At 59.5% G+C, this 18762-nt stretch carries 19 protein-coding genes and 1 riboswitch; of the genes, 7 read left to right on the top strand and 12 right to left on the bottom strand.

What is annotated here, in order from left to right:
- Positions 1 to 59 precede the first annotated feature (59 nt).
- Genes EC836_RS08990 through EC836_RS08980 form a run of 3 tightly spaced genes read left to right on the top strand, consistent with a single transcriptional unit; the run spans position 60 to position 3015 of the window.
- Positions 60 to 821: an endonuclease/exonuclease/phosphatase family protein gene (locus EC836_RS08990; RefSeq protein WP_123332243.1), complete on the top strand. Its 762-nt coding sequence runs from the start codon at positions 60 to 62 to the stop codon at positions 819 to 821.
- Entirely contained in the window at positions 818 to 2062 is a 1245-nt protein-coding gene (gene clsB, locus EC836_RS08985; RefSeq protein ID WP_123332241.1) for a cardiolipin synthase ClsB, read from the top strand. The genes EC836_RS08990 and clsB overlap by 4 nt, the downstream gene beginning before the upstream one ends.
- Positions 2062 to 3015 carry a lysylphosphatidylglycerol synthase domain-containing protein gene (locus EC836_RS08980; RefSeq protein WP_123332239.1) on the top strand — a complete coding sequence of 318 codons (954 nt, stop codon included), beginning with the start codon at positions 2062 to 2064 and terminating at the stop codon, positions 3013 to 3015. Before clsB ends, EC836_RS08980 begins: the two co-directional genes overlap by 1 nt.
- Positions 3016 to 3061: 46 nt before the next feature.
- Here EC836_RS08980 and EC836_RS08975 read toward each other — a convergent pair whose 3' ends face one another.
- The 7 genes from EC836_RS08975 to moaA form a co-directional block, all read right to left on the bottom strand.
- Positions 3062 to 3772 (bottom strand): Bax inhibitor-1/YccA family protein, encoded by a 711-nt coding sequence (locus EC836_RS08975; protein WP_123332237.1) that lies wholly within the window; start codon positions 3770 to 3772, stop codon positions 3062 to 3064.
- Positions 3773 to 3894: 122 nt separating this feature from the next.
- Positions 3895 to 4986 carry a DUF1615 domain-containing protein gene (locus EC836_RS08970; RefSeq protein ID WP_123332235.1) on the bottom strand — a complete coding sequence of 364 codons (1092 nt, stop codon included), beginning with the start codon at positions 4984 to 4986 and terminating at the stop codon, positions 3895 to 3897.
- A gap of 78 nt (positions 4987 to 5064) precedes the next feature.
- On the bottom strand, positions 5065 to 5529 hold the full coding sequence (gene moaE / locus EC836_RS08965; RefSeq protein ID WP_123332233.1) for a molybdopterin synthase catalytic subunit MoaE: 465 nt from the start codon (positions 5527 to 5529) through the stop codon (positions 5065 to 5067).
- 1 nt (position 5530) lies between these two features.
- Positions 5531 to 5776, bottom strand: a complete 246-nt coding sequence (moaD, locus tag EC836_RS08960) for a molybdopterin synthase sulfur carrier subunit (protein ID WP_123332231.1) — start codon at positions 5774 to 5776, stop codon at positions 5531 to 5533.
- Positions 5769 to 6254, bottom strand: a complete 486-nt coding sequence (moaC, locus tag EC836_RS08955) for a cyclic pyranopterin monophosphate synthase MoaC (RefSeq protein WP_123332229.1) — start codon at positions 6252 to 6254, stop codon at positions 5769 to 5771. The genes moaD and moaC overlap by 8 nt, the downstream gene beginning before the upstream one ends.
- Before the next feature lies 1 nt (position 6255).
- On the bottom strand, positions 6256 to 6771 hold the full coding sequence (gene moaB, locus EC836_RS08950; protein WP_123332227.1) for a molybdenum cofactor biosynthesis protein B: 516 nt from the start codon (positions 6769 to 6771) through the stop codon (positions 6256 to 6258).
- A 15-nt stretch (positions 6772 to 6786) separates the two neighbouring features.
- Entirely contained in the window at positions 6787 to 7776 is a 990-nt protein-coding gene (gene moaA, locus EC836_RS08945; RefSeq protein ID WP_199735119.1) for a GTP 3',8-cyclase MoaA, read from the bottom strand.
- Positions 7764 to 7901, bottom strand: a riboswitch (molybdenum cofactor riboswitch). It overlaps the preceding gene by 13 nt.
- Positions 7902 to 8063: 162 nt before the next feature.
- Between moaA and yvcK the strand changes: the two genes are divergently transcribed.
- Complete coding sequence (yvcK, locus tag EC836_RS08940) at positions 8064 to 8972, top strand: uridine diphosphate-N-acetylglucosamine-binding protein YvcK (protein ID WP_123332225.1); 909 nt, start codon at positions 8064 to 8066, stop codon at positions 8970 to 8972.
- 17 nt (positions 8973 to 8989) lie between these two features.
- Here yvcK and uvrB read toward each other — a convergent pair whose 3' ends face one another.
- Complete coding sequence (uvrB, locus tag EC836_RS08935) at positions 8990 to 11014, bottom strand: excinuclease ABC subunit UvrB (protein WP_123332223.1); 2025 nt, start codon at positions 11012 to 11014, stop codon at positions 8990 to 8992.
- A gap of 837 nt (positions 11015 to 11851) precedes the next feature.
- On the opposite strand from uvrB, the gene EC836_RS08930 reads away from it, so the two are divergent.
- On the top strand, positions 11852 to 12568 hold the full coding sequence (locus EC836_RS08930) for an ABC transporter ATP-binding protein (RefSeq protein ID WP_123332220.1): 717 nt from the start codon (positions 11852 to 11854) through the stop codon (positions 12566 to 12568).
- Between the two features lie 62 nt (positions 12569 to 12630).
- On the opposite strand, the gene bioD is transcribed toward EC836_RS08930, so the two are convergent.
- Genes bioD through bioB form a run of 4 tightly spaced genes read right to left on the bottom strand, consistent with a single transcriptional unit; the run spans position 12631 to position 16219 of the window.
- On the bottom strand, positions 12631 to 13302 hold the full coding sequence (gene bioD / locus EC836_RS08925) for a dethiobiotin synthase (protein WP_123332218.1): 672 nt from the start codon (positions 13300 to 13302) through the stop codon (positions 12631 to 12633).
- Positions 13295 to 14053: a malonyl-ACP O-methyltransferase BioC gene (bioC, locus tag EC836_RS08920; protein WP_123332216.1), complete on the bottom strand. Its 759-nt coding sequence runs from the start codon at positions 14051 to 14053 to the stop codon at positions 13295 to 13297. Before bioC ends, bioD begins: the two co-directional genes overlap by 8 nt.
- Positions 14037 to 15188 (bottom strand): 8-amino-7-oxononanoate synthase, encoded by a 1152-nt coding sequence (gene bioF / locus EC836_RS08915; RefSeq protein ID WP_123332214.1) that lies wholly within the window; start codon positions 15186 to 15188, stop codon positions 14037 to 14039. The genes bioC and bioF overlap by 17 nt, the downstream gene beginning before the upstream one ends.
- Positions 15188 to 16219: a biotin synthase BioB gene (bioB, locus tag EC836_RS08910; RefSeq protein WP_123332212.1), complete on the bottom strand. Its 1032-nt coding sequence runs from the start codon at positions 16217 to 16219 to the stop codon at positions 15188 to 15190. The genes bioF and bioB overlap by 1 nt, the downstream gene beginning before the upstream one ends.
- A gap of 88 nt (positions 16220 to 16307) precedes the next feature.
- Between bioB and bioA the strand changes: the two genes are divergently transcribed.
- Positions 16308 to 17600, top strand: a complete 1293-nt coding sequence (bioA, locus tag EC836_RS08905) for an adenosylmethionine--8-amino-7-oxononanoate transaminase (RefSeq protein WP_123332210.1) — start codon at positions 16308 to 16310, stop codon at positions 17598 to 17600.
- Between the two features lie 98 nt (positions 17601 to 17698).
- A complete protein-coding gene (locus tag EC836_RS08900) occupies positions 17699 to 18745 on the top strand; it encodes an NADP-dependent oxidoreductase (RefSeq protein WP_123332208.1) in 1047 nt (348 codons plus the stop codon).
- Positions 18746 to 18762 lie beyond the last annotated feature (17 nt).

Below are 18762 nucleotides of genomic sequence, written 5' to 3'. Positions count from 1 at the left end.
CTTTTGTGACAAGGACTACACTTTACTCTTCACAAGTTGAAAGGGAGAGCGCGGCGATTATGTCACAAAATGCGCAAGGATTTTCATTTAAAATCCTGACGATTAATACACATATGGGTTTTACCCCCTTTAACCGACGTTTTATCCTGCCAGAACTGCGTGATGCAGTACGAGCTACCGGGGCCGATATTGTTCTTTTGCAGGAGGTAATGGGCAGCCACAGTCTGCATGCGCTGGAGGTGGAAAACTGGCCCGGCGTGCCGCACTACGAATTTCTGGCCGATTCGATATGGCAGGATTTCGCCTACGGCCGCAACGCCGTCTATCCCGAAGGCGATCACGGTAATGCCGTGCTATCCCGGCTACCAATTACCCAATTCGAGAATCGCGATATTTCGATTGCGGGGACCGAAAAGCGTGGGATCCTGCACTGCCAGATTGTCCTTCCAGGCAGGGCGGGAATGCTGCACGTCATGTGTGTGCATCTTGGCCTGCGTGAAGCCGATCGTCGCACTCAGCTGGCGATGATTTGCCAGTTGGTGAATGAACTGCCGCCCGATGAGCCGGTGGTGATTGCCGGGGATTTCAACGACTGGCGTCAGCGGGCCAACGGCATCCTCAAACGTCAGGCCGGGCTGGAAGAAGTATTCAGCCAAAAAAATGGACGACCGGCACGCACCTTCCCGGCACGTTTTCCGCTGTTACGGCTGGACCGCATTTACGTGCGTAACGCCGGTATCAGTCACCCACAAACTATCCCGCTGCGCCCGTGGTCACATCTTTCCGATCACGCGCCGCTGGCGGTGGAAATCCATCTATGAATCCAACCTGGCGTGAGGGTAACCGCATCAGGCTGCTGGAGAACGGCGAGGAATTTTTCCCGCGTGTTTTCGGCGCGATCCAACGCGCACAGCACAGCCTGCTGCTGGAAACGTTTATTTTGTTCGACGACGATGTGGGCCAGGCGCTCCACGCTGAACTGCTGGCGGCGGCCCAGCGCGGGGTGCATATCGAAATGATGGTCGACGGCTATGGTTCACCCGACCTTCCTGATGCTTTCGTCAACAGCCTGACCGCAGAAGGCGTGCGCTTCGTTTATTACGATCCGCGCCCGCTGGTGCTGGGCATGCGCACCAACGTGTTCCGCCGCCTGCACCGCAAGATCGTGGTGGTCGACGGTGAGATTGCCTTTGTCGGCGGCATTAACTACTCGGCGGAACATAACACCAGCTTCGGCCCGCAGGCCAAGCAGGACTATGCCGTGGAGGTCAAAGGGCCAATCGTCGGCGATATTGCTGCCTACGTGCAGCAGGAAATCGGCAGTACGCGCCCCGCTCATCGCTGGTGGAGTGCCCGCCGTCATCGTCCGGCGAAAAACAGTGCGCCAGGCGATGCGCAGGCGCTGTTGGTGTGGCGCGATAACGACAATCATCGTGATGACATTGAGCAGCACTATCTGGAGATGCTACGCAATGCCAAAGAGGATGTGATTATCGCCAACGCCTATTTCTTCCCCGGCTATCGCCTGCTGCGCGAGATGCGCAGCGCGGCGCGTCGTGGAGTCCGCGTGCGGCTGATTGTGCAGGGGGAGCCGGATATGCCGATCGTCAAAGTGGGCGCTGAGCTGCTGTATAACTATCTGGTGGAAGGCGGCGTAGAGGTTTATGAATACTGCCGCCGTCCGCTGCATGCCAAAATTGCGGTAAAAGACCAGCAGTGGGCCACCGTGGGATCCAGTAATCTCGATCCGCTCAGCCTGTCGCTGAACCTGGAAGCCAATCTGATGATCCACGACCGGGAATTTAATCAGCAGGTGCGCGATAACCTTGAACGCCTGCTGCACGAGGACTGTCGCCGGGTGGAAGAGAGCGAACTGCCGCCGCGCAGTTGGTGGCAGCTGAGTAAAAGCATTGTTGTGTTCCACTTCCTGCGGCATTTTCCCGCCATTGCCGGCTGGCTTCCGGCCCATACGCCTAAACTGACCGAGGTTCCGGCTCCGGTGCAGCCTGAAATGGAAACCCAGGACCGCATGGGTACGGAAAATGAAGGAGCCAAACTCTGATGTCGACATCCCATCGCGTATGGAAACCGGTAAAAAAAGGGCTGACCTGGCTGTTTTTTATCGCGGTTATCGTTCTGCTGGTGATTTATGCTCGTAAGGTTGACTGGAGCGAGGTGCTGGAAACCATCGTCAACTATAACCGCACGGCGGTTCTGGCCTCGGTGGCGCTGGTGATCGTCAGCTATCTGACCTACGGCGTGTACGATTTGATCGGCCGCGCCAGCTGTGGCCACAAGCTGGCAAAACGCCAGGTGATGCTGGTGTCGTTTATTTGTTACGCCTTTAATCTGACGCTGAGTACCTGGGTCGGCGGCGTGGCGATGCGCTACCGCCTCTACTCACGGCTTGGCTTAAGCAGCAGCACGATTACCCGTATTTTCACCCTCAGCATCGCCACTAACTGGCTGGGCTACGTGCTGGTATCCGGCATCGTATTCAGTGCGGGCATGGTGAGAATTCCCGCCGGATGGTTTGTCGGGTCGGCAACGTTACGCACCATCGGCATCGGACTGTTGCTGTTTGTCTTCGTCTATCTGGCGCTGTGTGCCTTTTCCCGCCGCCGCCGCTGGAGCATCAGGGGCCACAGGCTTGCACTCCCGTCTCTACGCATGGCGCTGGTGCAGTTCGCGGTGTCCAGCGCGAACTGGCTGGTGATGGGCGCGATTATCTGGCTGCTGCTGATGCAGAAAGTGGATTTCCCGCAGGTACTGGGCGTGCTGCTGATCAGCAGTATTGCCGGGGTGATTATTCATATTCCTGCCGGGATCGGGGTGCTGGAGGCGGTGTTTCTCGCACTGCTGCGCGGCGAGCCGGTCACCCACGGCGCGATCATTGCCGCGCTGCTGGCCTATCGCCTGCTCTATTTCATCGCCCCGCTGCTGCTGGCGCTGGTGCTCTATCTGTGGCTGGAGAGCCGGGCAAAATCACTGAGGGAGAAGAATCTGGCGGCGTGAAACAAAGCGGCCCGGGGAAACATTCCGGGCCGCTATTAGCCTTGAATCAGCGACGGTTGCCGAAGATCCGCAGCAGCATCAGGAACAGGTTAATGAAATCGAGGTACAGCGTCAGCGCGCCCATAATCGAGTAACGACGCAGATTCTCTTTATCTTCCACGTTAATACTCTCACCGATATTTTTCAGCTTCTGGGTGTCATAGGCGGTCAGGCCGACAAACACCACCACGCCGATGTAGGTCACAGCCCACATCAAGGCCGTGCTTTTCAGCCACAGATTCACCAGCGAGGCGAGAACAATCCCGATAAGCGCCATGAACAGCATGCTGCCCATGCCGCTGAGGTCGCGTTTCGTGGTGTAGCCCCACAGGCTCATCGCACCAAACATCCCCGCCGTCACTACGAAGGTGCTGGCGATCGATGAATAGGTGTAAACGAGGAAGATACTGGCCATGGTAAGACCGGTCAGCGCCGAATAAAGCATAAAGATGCCGGTAGCGACCGCCCCGCTCAGCTTGTGCACCATCATCGACAGCAGCACGACCAGCCCCAGCTGCACGATAATCAGGCTGAAGAAGGTGATGCGATTGGCGAAGACCAGTTGCATGACCTCGGGCGTATTCGCCGCATACCAGGAAACAAACGCCGTCAGCAGCAGGCCACACGTCATCCAGCCGTAAACCTGTGCCATATAGGTGGACAGCCCGGTGCTGGCGCGTTGAACAATTGAATCACTGGAACGTGGATATCTGTCCATGATGCTCCTCTCAAGGATAAGTGAAAAAAACCGTTAATCTGTTCTCAGTCTGGCACAGACATTCCCGTCTGTGCCAGTCGCCAGCCTAACAAACTTATCCCGTTGAGCAAGGGTTGAATCTGCTACTGCCGCGCCAGGCAACTCTGATAGCGGCTGTTCACCCGCTGGGCAAACCAGGCGGTGGTCAGATTGCGGGTAATTTTCGGGCTTTCCAGCTTGATGCCCGGCAACACGGCGCGCGGCAGTTTTTTCCCGGCGTCTTTATCCGCCAGTGCGAAGACCGCCTGCCACAGATCGCCGTTGCCGAAGTCCGCATCGTCACCTTTTTCCAGCGCGCGACGGATCGCCCGGTCGCTGTAGTCCAGCCGTTTACCCAGCGTACGCAATGCTTTTTCCGTGGCGCCCGCGCTGTCCGAACCGTAGTTAATCAGGTCGCCGTCCAGCGCCAGCTTGATGCCACTGAGGCGTGATACCGCCGCCTGGAAAGCGGCGTTGCGGCTGGCGTACCAGCCTGCGTTGTAGTCAGCGAAGCGGTACAGCGGTGCCGGATAGTCGGCCGGATAGCCGAGCAGATGCTGGGTACCGAACCACACCCCGCCGCGCCGGGTAAACACTTCGCGGCGGATGGATCCGTCCGGCGTATAGGGGTAGCCGCGGGCGTGAGCCTCCGCAAAGGCAATGCTCACCTGCATCGGCCCGCCGGTGTGGATCGGATTCAGGTTGCCGAACAGTTTCTGCCCCATCGGCACCATATTGATAAAGTCATCAAAGATTGCGCTCAGCTCTTTTTCACTCTTCACGCGGTCGAGCCGGTCGGCATAGCTTTTGCCGTTCGGAGAATCGATCATCAGCGCGGTACGCACCAGGAATGACGGGATATGCAGCTGGCCTGCACGGCGATCGATTTCAGCCCAGGCAATTTTCGGCAGCCCCGCCACCGGTGCGTCGGCGTTGAAGTTAGATTCCTGCCCAGCAACGGCAATCACCGAGCAGATGTTGCCGGCGGTCGGCGGGATATTCAGGCCGTTAAGCGCCACAAAGATATCCCCGGCCCAGCCCTGGCGATCGTTCACTCCGGCAGGCAGCAGGCGGGCGATTTGCGTTTTGACGTCGGCGGGGCGCGGGGCGTCGGCTTTTTTGGGGGTCTGGCTGCTACAGCCTGCGAGGATCAGCAGGGCCAGCAAAGAGAGGCGACTCAGAGCGCGATAAAGCATGGATATCCTTACGATTAACCCGATTTATGCGCTCAGACTAGCGGTTGATGCACCGCAGATCCATCAGATAACGCGGTTTTACTGCGTCTTTTCATGCCAGCGGGCGGCTGCCTGCTTGTCGCTGTCGCGTGATTCCACCCAGCGATCGCCCTCGGCGGTGGCTTCGCGCTTCCAGAACGGCGCCCGGGTTTTCAGGTAGTCCATAATGAACTCCGCACCGTCAAAGGCGGCACCGCGATGCGCGCCGCTGACGCCCACCAGCACGATTTCGTCACCGGGGAACAGTTCGCCAATGCGGTGGATCACCGTGACACGCTGCATCGACCAGCGCTGGCGCGCCTCAGCCACGATGTCGGCCAGCGCTTTTTCGGTCATGCCCGGATAGTGCTCCAGGGTCAGCGCGCTGACGTTGTCGCCGAGGTTGTGATTACGCACTTTGCCGGTAAAGGTCACGACCGCCCCGTCGCTGTCGCAGGCGGAAAGCCAGGCATATTCTGCGGCCATATCAAAAGGGTCGGCACTGACCCGGATACGTGTTTCCATCTCAGCCCCCGGTCACCGGCGGGAAGAAGGCGACTTCATCCCCGGCGCGCAGTGGATGCTGGTGTGAAACCAGCGTCTGGTTTACCGCCGCCAGCAGCTTGCCGGATTCCAGCGCCAGCGCCCAGCGGTCGCTGCGTTCGGCCAGCGCCACGCGCAGGGATTCAACGTCCGTGTACTCCGCAGGAAGTTCAAGCCGGTCGGTGCCGACCAGTTCACGCACCTGCGCGAAGAAAAGAATATTAAGCATGGGTCACCGCCTGAAAATCACCGGATTTGCCGCCGCTTTTACTCAGCAGGCGGCACTGTTCGATGCTGATATCTTTCTGCACCGCTTTGCACATGTCGTAGATGGTCAGCGCGGCCACCGAGGCGGCGGTCAGCGCTTCCATTTCCACGCCGGTTTTGCCGGTCAGGCGGCAGAGGGTTTCGATGCGGACGCGATGATGCTCGGGCTGCGCCTCCAGCTTCACCTCCACCTTACTCAGCATCAGCGGATGGCACAGCGGGATCAGCTCCCAGGTGCGCTTTGCCGCCTGAATACCGGCGATGCGCGCGGTGGCGAACACGTCGCCCTTATGATGGCTACCGTCGATAATCATCTGCAGCGTTTCCGGGCGCATCACTACGAAGGCTTCAGCGCGGGCTTCGCGCACGGTTTCCTGTTTGGTGGACACATCCACCATGTGCGCCTCACCGGCGGCATTAATGTGGGTTAACTGGGACATATCAGGGCTTCTTTACGTGGGAAACGAAGTTACAAGGGCGCGTTCTGGCATCGAGCTGATCCTGAACAATGCGCTCCCAGGCCAGCTGGCAGGCGGACGTGGACCCCGGCACGGCGAGGATCAGGGTCTGGTTAGCGATGCCGCCCACCGCCCGCGATTGCAGCGTTGAGGTGCCGATATCCTCGAATGAGACCATGCGAAACAGCTCGCCAAAGCCTTCAATTTCGCGGTCAAACAGCGGCAGCAGCGCTTCCGGGGTGCTATTTTTGCTGTTGAATCCGGTGCCGCCGTTAATCAGCACTACCTGCATATCCGTGCTGGCGATCCAGCTGGATACCACCGCGCGAATGCGGTAGCGGTTATCCGGCACGATGGCGCGATCGAGCACCTGGTGCCCGGCTTCGCTAACCGCCTCTTTCAGCCAGTCACCGGAGGTGTCGCTGGCCAGCGTGTGTTTGTCCGACACGGTAAGAATCGCTACGTTAAGCGCGATAAACTCCGCTGTACCTTTTCCCATAATCAAATCCTTAGATTAACCGCCGATGAACGAGAGGTTTTGCGTGATGCCGGTATTGCCCTGGTGCAGGAAATGCGTCTGCTTTTTATGGCTGAGGCTGCTGGCAATACGTGCCTGCAGAGCATCCTGCTGATCGTCACTTTCCAGCAGATCGCGCAGCGAAACGCCGCCGTCACCAAACAGGCACAGATGCAGATTGCCCACCGCAGAGACGCGCAGCCGGTTACAGCTGGCGCAGAAATCCTTCTCATAGGGCATAATCAGGCCGATTTCACCCAGATAGTCGGGATGATGAAATACCTGTGCGGGACCGTCGCTGCGCGCGCGCGCCTGCAGAACCCAGCCGTGTTGGAGAAGATGCTGACGGATGGATTCGCCGGAGACGTGCTGCTTGCGGAACAGGTCGCCGCCTTCACCGGTTTCCATCAGTTCGATAAAACGCAGTTGAATGGGGCGCGTGCGGATCCAGGCGAGGAAGGCGTCAAGCTGGCGGTAGTTCACGTCCCGCATCAGCACACTGTTCACCTTCACCTTGCTGAAACCGGCGTCGAAGGCGGCATCGATACCGCGCATCACCTCTTCAAACTTATCCTGACCGGTGATGGCATGAAACTGACGGGGATCGAGGCTGTCGACGCTGACGTTAATTCCGGTCAGCCCGGCATCGCGCCAGCGAGCAACGTCGCGCTGCAGGCGATAGCCGTTGGTAGTCATCGCCAACTGGCGGATGCCCTTGTTTTCGCGAACGGCGGCTATAATATCGGTGAAGTCCCGGCGCATTGAGGGTTCACCGCCGGTGAGACGCACTTTTTCAGTGCCCGCAGCGGCAAACGCCCGGGTGACGCGTCGGATTTCATCCAGCGACAGAAAGCTTTTATTATTTGCGCCCTGCGGCCGATAGCCGTCGGGGAGACAGTAGGTGCAACGAAAGTTGCATACGTCAGTGATCGACAATCGCAGGTAGTAAAAACTACGCGCGTAATTATCCGTGAGATTTAGCACCAGCTACACCTTTCCAATGTCGGGAGATGCAGGCATTTCTTTCTGCACCCTGGCAACTCGAGGTTGCGGCCAGGACACCGTATCCGCAAAAGGACTTAGGTATCAGGGCTAAGTGTGGTTCACCGCGTATCGGTAAACCAAGTGGTTAAAATGTTAACGCCAAAGCGGGCTGGATTCCAGTACAAAGTTTCGGTGTATATTATGATATATAACGATTTTCCCGCATTTTCGCCGCCGGTTAGCGTAAAATGCTAAACATAATTATTCTTGTAGCGTGATGAAAAAAATCTATGCGTAATCGCACGTTAGCCGACCTCGATCGCGTGGTGGCTCTGGGTGGCGGGCACGGTCTGGGCCGTGTGATGTCTGCTCTTTCTCCTTTGGGTTCTCGCCTGACCGGCATTGTTACCACCACCGATAACGGTGGCTCCACCGGCCGCATTCGCCGCTCGGAAGGCGGCATTGCCTGGGGTGATATGCGTAACTGCCTCAATCAGCTGATCGCGGAGCCCAGCGTGGCCTCCGCCATGTTTGAGTATCGCTTTGCCGGCAACGGCGAGCTGGCGGGACATAATCTCGGCAATCTGATGCTGAAATCTCTCGATCACCTCAGCGTACGTCCGCTGGAGGCCATCAACCTGATTCGCAATTTACTGAAGGTCGATGCGTTTTTGATCCCGATGTCCGAGCAGCCGGTCGATCTGGTTGCCGTCGATGCGGAAGGCCATCTGGTGTACGGCGAGACCGAGATCGATCAGATGAGTCATCAGCCGCAGGATCTGATGCTGTCGCCGGTGGTGAGCGCCACCCGCGAAGCCGTGGAGGCCATTGCCGAAGCCGATCTGATTCTGATTGGCCCCGGCAGTTTTTACACCAGCCTGATGCCGGTGCTGCTGGTGCCGGAACTGGCGCAGGCGCTACGGCGCAGCCCGGCGACGATGGTGTTTATTGGCAATCTGGGCAAGGAGCTCAGCCCGGCGGCGGCAAAACTGACCGTCGCCGACAAGCTGGCAATCATGGAAAAAGCGATTGGCAAGCGGGTGATTGATGCCCTGGTGGTCGGCCCGGTCAGCGATACCAGCCAGCTCAGTGGTCGGGTGATCGTGCAGGAGCCGCTGGAGGCCAACGATATTCGCTATCGCCACGACCGTGAACTGCTCCGCAACGCGCTGGAGCACGCCGTGCAGGCGATGAACTAACTCCAACTTGATGTGGGTTACGAAGCCGCGATAAACAGTTCGCGCACCTGATGCAGCTTATCGCGCACCTCGGCCGCCTCCTCAAACTCCAGGTTCTGCGCGTGCTGCTGCATCAGCGCCTCCAGCTCGTGGATGCGTTTCTGCAGACCCTGCGGCGACAGATCCACGTAGCCCGGATCCTCTTCCACAATGCTGCGGCCCTTCATGCTGCGCGGCTTAGCTTTGTTTTTCGCCAGCCCCTGCCCCAGCTCCAGAATATCGGCAATTTTCTTGTTCAGCGCCTGCGGCACGATGCCGTTTTCTTTGTTGAAGGCGTCCTGTTTCTCGCGGCGGCGCTCGGTTTCACCGATGGCGCGCTCCATCGACGGGGTAATTTTATCGCCGTACAGAATCGCTTTGCCGTTGAGGTTACGCGCCGCGCGGCCGATGGTCTGGATCAGCGAACGTTCTGAACGCAGGAAGCCCTCTTTATCGGCATCCAGAATGGCCACCAGCGAGACTTCCGGCATATCCAGCCCTTCTCGCAGTAGGTTGATCCCCACCAGCACGTCAAACTTACCGAGGCGCAGATCGCGAATGATTTCAACGCGCTCAACGGTATCAATATCGGAGTGCAAATAGCGCACTCGCTCACCGTGCTCTTCCAGATACTCGGTTAAATCTTCCGCCATCCGCTTGGTCAGCACCGTGACCAGCACGCGCTCGTTAATCGCCACCCGCTTACGGATCTCCGAAAGCAAATCGTCCACCTGCGTGCCGACCGGGCGAACTTCCACGATCGGATCGAGCAGCCCGGTTGGCCGAACGACCTGGTCGATCACATCACCGCCGGATTTTTCCAGTTCGTACTTACCCGGGGTGGCAGAAACATAAATGGTCTGCGGTGCCAGCGATTCAAACTCTTCAAACTTCATCGGGCGGTTATCCAGCGCCGAAGGTAGACGGAAACCGTATTCCACCAGCGTCTCTTTGCGCGCCCGGTCGCCGCGATACATACCGCCGATTTGCGGAATAGTGACGTGTGATTCATCAATCACCAGCAGGCCATCGGGAGGCAGATAGTCAAACAGCGTGGGCGGCGCTTCACCCGGACCGCGCCCGGAGAGATAGCGCGAGTAGTTCTCGATGCCCGAGCAGTAGCCCAGCTCGTTCATCATTTCGAGGTCGAACTGGGTACGCTGGCTGATGCGCTGCTCTTCCAGCAGCTTATTGTTGGCCAGCAGCACCTGACGGCGATCCGCCAGCTCCACCTTGATCTCTTCCATCGCCTGCAGAATGCGCTCGCGCGGCGTAACGTAGTGGGTTTTCGGGTAGATGGTATAGCGCGGGATCACCGAGGTAATCTGCCCGGTCAGCGGGTCAAAAATCGACAGCCTTTCCACCTCTTCGTCAAACAGCTCAACGCGCAGCGCATAATCGTCAGATTCCGCCGGGAAGATGTCGATCACCTCACCGCGCACGCGGAAGGTACCGCGCTGGAACGCCTGATCGTTACGGGCGTACTGCAGTTCGGCCAGACGCCGCAGGATCGCGCGCTGGTCAATGACCATACCGCGCGTCAGGTGCAGCATCATTTTCAGATAGAGGTCGGGATCGCCCAGGCCGTAAATCGCCGATACCGATGCCACCACGATCACATCACGCCGCTCCAGCAGCGCTTTGGTCGCCGACAGGCGCATCTGCTCGATATGCTCGTTGACCGAGGCATCTTTCTCGATAAAGGTGTCCGAGCTGGGCACGTAGGCTTCGGGCTGGTAATAATCGTAATAGGAGACGAAGTACTCCACCGCATTGTCGGGGAAAAACTCTTTCATCTCGCCATACAGCTGCGCCGCCAGGGTTTTGTTCGGCGCCAGCACCATCGTTGGCCGATTGAGATCGGCAATCACGTTGGCGACGGTAAACGTTTTCCCTGAACCCGTTACCCCGAGCAGCGTCTGGTGGGCAAGGCCGTCCTCCAGCCCCTCTTCCAGACGGCGGATCGCCTCGGGCTGATCGCCGGAGGGTTTAAAATCGGAGTTGAGTTTAAAGACTTTGCTCATTAGCTGGCTACCTGATGGAAATATGCGCGAACCGGGTTCTAATTCTACTCTGCCATCACAAATTTGCCAGCTAAAAACACTGGATAAATTAACAGTCATTTTGCATACTGCAAATACAACAGGTAAAGACGCACTTTTGTTGGACGCTGCGCAAACGACTGCGCATAAACTATTGCCGGGTTATCCCCAGAACTTTTGTTATATTAACATTTGTCAAGCACCGACAGGCAAAAGCGACGCTCGCTTTGGCGGTGGTTCCCTCAGCGCTTGATTTTAGTTAACGTACTGACTTATCTGATATTTAAGAACAAGCCGAGTTTCGCACCAATCAGAGCGGAAGCCGCGCCCGCTCTCGCTTTACGCAAGTTTTCACACTCTAATGCACAAGGTTATCCACAGTTATGGTGGATAACTGATTACAGCGCTTGAGGCGTCTGATGTGTATAAATCGTCCCCATCGCTCATAACCGTCGCTAAATATTTTTTTTTGATTTTTTTTTCACGCTCCAACGTCCCTTTTTGGATAAGAAAACCCGGAATTATGCATAGCCAGTAGGAATTTTAAGCGCTCGCGCCGTTCCCCCTTGAGCCCCGTCCTGCTATTTCACGCAGCAGTTGCACCACGATTGATTAGCCGCGAGCACTAACAAAGTGCAGCGCGCTGATTGCCGAGAGAAATTGTTTAATGTTTCTGACAAATAGCGTCGTGGAGTAGACATTTAACTGACTTTTCCAGCGGTATTGAGAGATGGCCCGTTAATTGCTTGTTAATTAATACACCAGCTAAATCGCCTGCGACACGGGTGCAATCGGATACTGTCTGGAGGAGAGTGCAAGATGCTGAGTTTACGTTCAATTAATCAATTTTATGGGCAAAACCATATTCTGTGGGATGTGGACCTCGATCTTACCCCCGGCACCTGTACCGGTATCATTGGTCGCCCGGGGATGGGGAAGACCACGCTGGTTAACTGCATTATGGGCCACCTGCCGATCAATAGCGGGTCGATGATCTGGCAGGAGGGCAACCTGCCGCCGCAGGATCTGCTGCTGCAGCCGGTGGAGCGCCGCGCCGCTCTCGGCATTGGCTATGTTCCGCAGGGCAGGCAGATTTTTTCGCAGCTTAGCGTGGAAGAGAACCTGCAAATCGCCCTGCTGGCCGGGGCCGGGCAGGAACGCCACCGGGCGATCCCGCAGATGGTCTACGATCTGTTTCCGGCGCTCTATTCGCTGCGCCAGCAGCGCAGTGGCGAGCTGCCTCTCGACCAGCAGCAGCATCTGGCGCTGGCACGCGCGCTGGTGCTACAACCCAAACTGCTGATCCTGGACGATCCCACCGAAGGTATGTCGCCGTGGCTGGAAGAGGAAATGGGCAATCTGATACACCGGCTGAACCATGATTTCGGCATGACTATACTGCTGCTGGAACAGCGCCTGTCGTTTATCCGCCGGGTGGCCGATTATTTCCTGCTGCTGCACCGCGGACGCAACGTCGCCCACGGCAAAATGGCGCTGCTGGATGAGGGCGTGGTCAATACCTGGCTGACGGCCTGAGCCGGGTTACCGACGATGGCATCCCGGCGTTACTCCCGCGCCCCGCGTTGGGGCGTCTGCCCTTACGGCAGCGACAGATACTGTCCCAGGCTTTCCCGCTGTGTTTCATCGGGCAGATAGGGGATCTCGCCCAGCAGCGGCGCGGGCAGCAGCCGACGCAGCGTCGCCATGTACTCCGCGTGGCGCTTGCCGGCGGGCTGTATGCCGTTGGCAATCCACCCCACCAGCGGCAATCCGCTGGCCTTAATCGCCTGCGCGGTCAGCAGCGCGTGATTGATGCAGCCCAGCTTAATCCCTACCACCAGAATCACCGGCAGCTGCTCCTGCACCACCCAGTCGGCAATGGTGTGATCCTCCGAGAGCGGGGTAAACCAGCCTCCTGCGCCTTCCGTTAGCACCCAGTCTGCACGCTGCACTACCGATGCCAGCCCGGCAGAAAGCTGGCTGAAGGCGATGGGACGCTGCTCTTCCGCACTGACGATATGCGGCGAGGTAGGTTCAAGAAACGCCAGCGGGTTGACCGTTTCGTAGGGTAATTCAACGCTGGCATATCGCTGCAGCAGCAGCGCATCCTCGTTGCGCAGCCCCTCGGGCGTGACTTCGCAGCCAGAGGCAACCGGCTTATAGCCCGCACAGCGATAGCCCGCCGCACTGGCGGCCTGCAGCAGCGCGCAGCTGGCGGTTGTTTTGCCTATTTCAGTATCGGTTCCGGTAACAAACCAGCGTTTACTCACGTTCAATCACTCCTAAGATCAGTTTCCAGCTCAGCAGGCAGCCGCGCTCATCACGGCGCCATACCTGCTCAAGCTGCTCTAGTCGTTGCCGGTTGAGAAAGGCTCCGGCGCGCCCCTGATGCAAATGGCCCACGCCCGTGCCCTTCAGCGAACGCATAGCGCTCAGCGCATCGGGATAGGCCAGCGTCAGGGTCAGACGGTGCAGCTGGATATTCATCCCCGCTGCGGCCTGCGCGACATCGTCTGCGGTCAGCTGCGGGTTAATCGGTGCCGCCGATCCCAGCGCCTGCCACGCGGCCGTTACCTCGTGCAGCGATCCGGCTTCGAGGGTTGAAAACAGTACCTGTCCACCCGGGCGGGTCACCCGATACAGCTCGCTCAGCCCCTGGCGCAGATCGCTGCACCACTGCACGGCAAGATTGCTCCAGCAGCGGTCGAAGCTGGCGTCGGCGAACGGCAGCGCTTCGATGTCGCCCTGCCGATAATGCGACGCCACCGCCGAGGATTCCGCCTGGCGCAGCATCTCGGCTGACAGATCCAGCGCGGTCACCCGATGGCCGTTCTGCTGCCAGCACTGGCTGAACCAGCCGGTTCCACAGCCCGCGTCCAGCACCTGCATTGCGCTCCCACGCCTCGCCAGCGTCATCAGCCGCTCCCCGCACAGCCGCTGAAGCTCGGCGTGCTGGTTATAACCTGATGCGGCGCGACCAAAGGCGACGGCAACCGCCTGTTTATCAATCGCCTGTAGCATGCAGCACCTCCAGCAGGCGATCGATATCATCCGCCAGATGCGCCGCGCTCAGCGTGATGCGCAGACGCGCGGTGCCGGGCGGGACGGTCGGCGGGCGAATCGCGCTCACCCAGCAGCCCTGCTGCCGCAGTCGCGCAGCCAGTTCCACGGCAGCCCCTTCCTCCCCCACCAGCAGTGGCTGAATGGCACTGTCGGAATTCATCATCTGCCAGCGCAGGCCGGCGGCTCCGGCGCGAAAGCGGGCGATATTCTCCAGCAGGCGCTGGCGCAGGTCGTCACCCTGTTGCACGCAGCGCAGCGCCTCCTGTAACGCACAGACCTGCGCGGGGGGCATGGCGGTGCTGTAGATCAGGTGGCGGGCAAACTGCAGCATAAACTCGGCGGTGTTATCGTCGCAGAGCAGCGCCGCGCCGCTGACGCCGAACGCTTTACCAAAGGTGATGATTTGCAGCTCCGGCCGGATCCCCTGCTGCCAGCAGCTGCCGCGCCCCTGTTCACCGCAGACGCCGATACCGTGGGCGTCATCCACCAGCAGCCAGGCGTCATGCTGCTGCGCCAGCTGATGCAGCGCCGCCAGCGGCGCGCTGTCGCCGTCCATGCTGAAGACCCCTTCCGTAACCACCAGCGTTTCGCCGCTGCACGGCCCAGCCAGCCGCGCGGCCAGCGCCTGCGGCTGGTTATGGGCAAAGCGGCGCAGCGTCGCCGGGCTGTGGCTGGCGGCCTCCAGCAGCGAGGCGTGGCTAAGCCTGTCGGCCAGGATGCGGTCGGCTTTGCCCGCCAGCGCGGCGATGACCGCCTGATTGGCGGCAAAGCCGGAGATAAACAGCAGTGCGCGGGGATAACCCAGCCATTCGGCCAGCTGTTGCTCCAGCTCCGCCTGCGGGGTGCGAAAGCCGGTGATATGCGCCGAGCCGCCTGCGCCAACGCCAAAGCGCGACGCGCCCTGCTGCCAGGCGTTCACAATGCGCGGATGATGGCTCAGCCCGAGATAATCGTTGGCAGAAAAGTTGAGGTAGTCCGTGCCTGCAATGCTCAGGCTGCGGGCATCCGCCTGCTGGCAGGCCGTGCGCTGGCGGTACTGGCCGTTCTGGCGGCGCTGCTCCAGCGCCTGCTGATGACGTTGCGACCAGCTCATTACAATGCCGCGTTGTAAAACTGTTCGGTGTCGGCGGTCATCAGCTGGGCTGCCAGCGCCTGCTGCTGTTCGTTATCTCCGGCGTGGGTGCCGGTATGCTGGGGATTCAGGCCCAGCTTGCGGAACAGGATCAGGTCTTTGTCCTCCTCCGGGTTTGGCGTGGTCAGCAGCTTGCAGCCGTAAAAAATCGAGTTTGCCCCGGCCATAAAGCACATCGCCTGGGTCTGTTCGCTCATCTGTTCGCGCCCGGCGGAAAGACGCACGTGGGAGCGCGGCATCATAATTCTTGCCGCCGCAATGGTGCGGATGAAATCGAACGGATCGACGTCGTCGTTATCCGCCAGCGGCGTGCCCTTGACCTTTACCAGCATATTGATCGGCACGCTTTCCGGCGGCGTCGGCAGGTTCGCCAGCTGCACCAGCAGACCGGCGCGGTCGTTGACCGTTTCGCCCAGGCCGACGATGCCCCCCGAGCAGACTTTAATCCCGGCATCGCGGACTTTGCCGAGGGTATCCAGGCGTTCCTGGTAGCTGCGGGTGGTGATGATGCTGCCGTAAAATTCGGGCGAGGTGTCGAGGTTATGATTGTAGAAATCCAGCCCGGCGGAGGCCAGCCGCTGCGCCTGCTGCTCGCTCAGCGTACCGAGGGTCATACAGGTTTCCAGGCCCATCGCTTTCACGCCCTGCACCATCTGCTCCAGATACGGCATATCGCGCTCGTGCGGGTTTTTCCACGCCGCCCCCATGCAAAAGCGACCGGATCCGGCGGCTTTCGCTTTACGTGCAGAGTTCAGCACCTCCTCCACCTCCATCAGCCGTTCCGATTCCAGCCCGGTTTTATAACGCGCGCTTTGCGGGCAGTACTTGCAGTCCTCCGGGCAGGCCCCGGTTTTGATCGACAGCAGCGTGCTGACCTGCACCTGACGCGGGTCAAAATGCTGGCGGTGGATCTGCTGCGCTTCAAACATCAGTTCGAGAAACGGCTTATCAAACAGCGCCTGCGTCTGTGAAAGGGTCCAACGTTTTGCCATTGCTTGCTCCAAAAAAGTCTGTCATTTGTCTTCACGGCCTGGTTATACTTGTAAACTAAATTTTTTATTTTTGGTTTACAAGTGATTTATGAACGCAGCCGATCTTGCTTTTGACCGTGACCATATCTGGCACCCTTACACCTCAATGCGCGATCCGCTGCCCTGCTATCCGGTGGTCGCCGCGCAGGAATGCCGCCTGGAGCTGGCCGATGGCCGCCAGCTGGTTGACGGCATGTCATCGTGGTGGGCGGCGGTTCACGGCTATAACCATCCGCGCCTGAATCAGGCGTTACAGCACCAGATGGCGCAGATGTCGCACGTGATGTTCGGCGGCATCACGCACCCGTCGGCCGTGGCACTCTGCCGTCGGCTGGTCGCCATGACGCCCGCGCAGCTGGAATGCGTGTTCCTGGCGGATTCCGGGTCGGTGGCGGTTGAGGTGGCGATGAAGATGGCCCTGCAGTACTGGCAGGCACGCGGCGATAAGCGCCATCGTTTTCTTACCCTGCGCAACGGCTATCACGGCGATACGTTTGCGGCGATGTCGGTATGCGATCCGCAGAACTCGATGCACAGCCTGTATCAGGGCTATCTGCCCGAGCACCTGTTCGCCCCCGCGCCGAAGTGCCGGTTTGACGATACGTGGCGGGAAAGCGATGCCGATGCGCTGGAGCAGCTGATCGTCAGCCATCATCGCCAGCTGAGTGCGGTGATTCTCGAGCCGATTGTGCAGGGCGCGGGCGGGATGCGTTTTTATCATCCACGCTACCTGCAGCGGGTAAGGGAACTCTGCGATCGCTATCAGCTGCTGCTGATCGCCGATGAGATCGCCACCGGCTTTGGCCGCACCGGCAGGCTGTTCGCCTGTGAGCACGCGGGCATCGCTCCGGATATTCTCTGCGTCGGCAAAGCCCTGACCGGCGGCACCATGACGCTTTCCGCCACGCTGACCACCCGGCAGGTGGCGGACACCATCAGCAACGGCGCGGCAGGCTGCTTTATGCACGGCCCGACGTTTATGGCTAACCCGCTGGCCTGTGCGGTGGCGGCGGAGTCGCTGGCAATCCTTGACGAGAACCGCTGGCCCGAACAGGTCGCGGCGATTGAAGCGCAGCTGCATGCGGCGCTGATGCCGTTAAAAGCGGCCGCAGAAGTGGCCGACGTGCGGGTACTGGGGGCGATTGGCGTAGTGGAAACGCGTCGACCGGTGGACGTGGCCGCCATTCAGCGCTTCTTCGTGGAAAACGGCGTGTGGATCCGCCCGTTTGGTCGCCTGATCTATCTGATGCCGCCCTATATTATTTCCCGCGCCGAACTGGCGAGACTGACCGCGGCGGTCGCCGCGGCCGTGGACAATCCGCAGCTGTTTAAGTCCGCCTGAGGGCACGCAGCGCGAGGCAGCCGCAGGCCGAATGCACTACGCTTTTAGCATTGTGTGTGCGGCACTGAAGCCGGGCACGAGATAGCGGAGGTTCCTTTATGCCACAAGATAAGCAAACCAATCGTCGCGTCCTGCTGGCTTCACGCCCGCACGGCGCACCGACGGAAAACAATTTCCGTCTGGAAGCCCAGCACGTCCCTACCCCAAAATCTGGCCAGGTGCTGCTGCGCACCGTATGGCTATCGCTCGACCCGTATATGCGCGGACGGATGAGTGATGCGCCGTCCTACGTTGCGCCGGTCGGGCTGGGCGAAGTGATGTGCGGCGGCACCGTCTCGGTTGTCGAGCAGTCAGAACATGCCGACTACGCCGTCGGCGACTGGGTGGTCAGCAACAGCGGCTGGCAGGATTTTTCGCTGTCCGACGGTCGTGACCTGTTCAAACTCAGCGGCCCGGTGCTGAAGCACCCTTCCCACGCGCTGGGTATTCTGGGCATGCCCGGCTTCACCGCCTATATGGGGCTGCTGGATATCGGCAATCCGCAGCCGGGTGAAACCGTAGTGGTGGCTGCAGCGACCGGCGCGGTGGGTTCACTGGTGGGACAGATTGCCAAACTGAAAGGCTGCCACGTGGTGGGTATTGCCGGCGGTGCGGAAAAATGCCGCTACGCCGAACAGGTGCTGGGCTTCGATCGCTGCCTCGACCATCGCGATGACAACCTTGCGCAGCAGCTGAGTCGCCACTGCGCGGAAGGGATCGACGTCTATTTTGAAAGCGTGGGCGGCAAAGTGTTTAACGCCGTGCTGCCGCTGATGAATACCAAAGGTCGCATTCCCGTCTGCGGCCTGATCGCCGATTACAACAGCACCGACCTCCCCGCAGGACCGGACCGCCTGCCACTGCTGCAAAGCGCCATCCTGCGTAAACGCCTGCGCGTGCAGGGCCTTATCATCAATCAGGATTACGGCCACCGCTTCGACGAATTCTTCCGCCAGATGAGCCAGTGGGTGGCGGAAGATCGCCTGACGTTCCGCGAAGATGTGGTCGACGGCCTGGATAACGCGCCGGAAACGCTGATTGGCCTGCTGGAGGGGAAAAACTTCGGCAAGGTGGTGGTGCGGGTAGCGGGCGATACGCCAGCGTAAACGCGGCAAAGGGTATC

Source organism: Erwinia sp. JUb26 (assembly GCF_003751505.1).
Taxonomy (GTDB): Bacteria; Pseudomonadota; Gammaproteobacteria; order Enterobacterales; family Enterobacteriaceae; genus Erwinia.
This window is presented reverse-complemented; position numbering and strand designations above follow the sequence as displayed.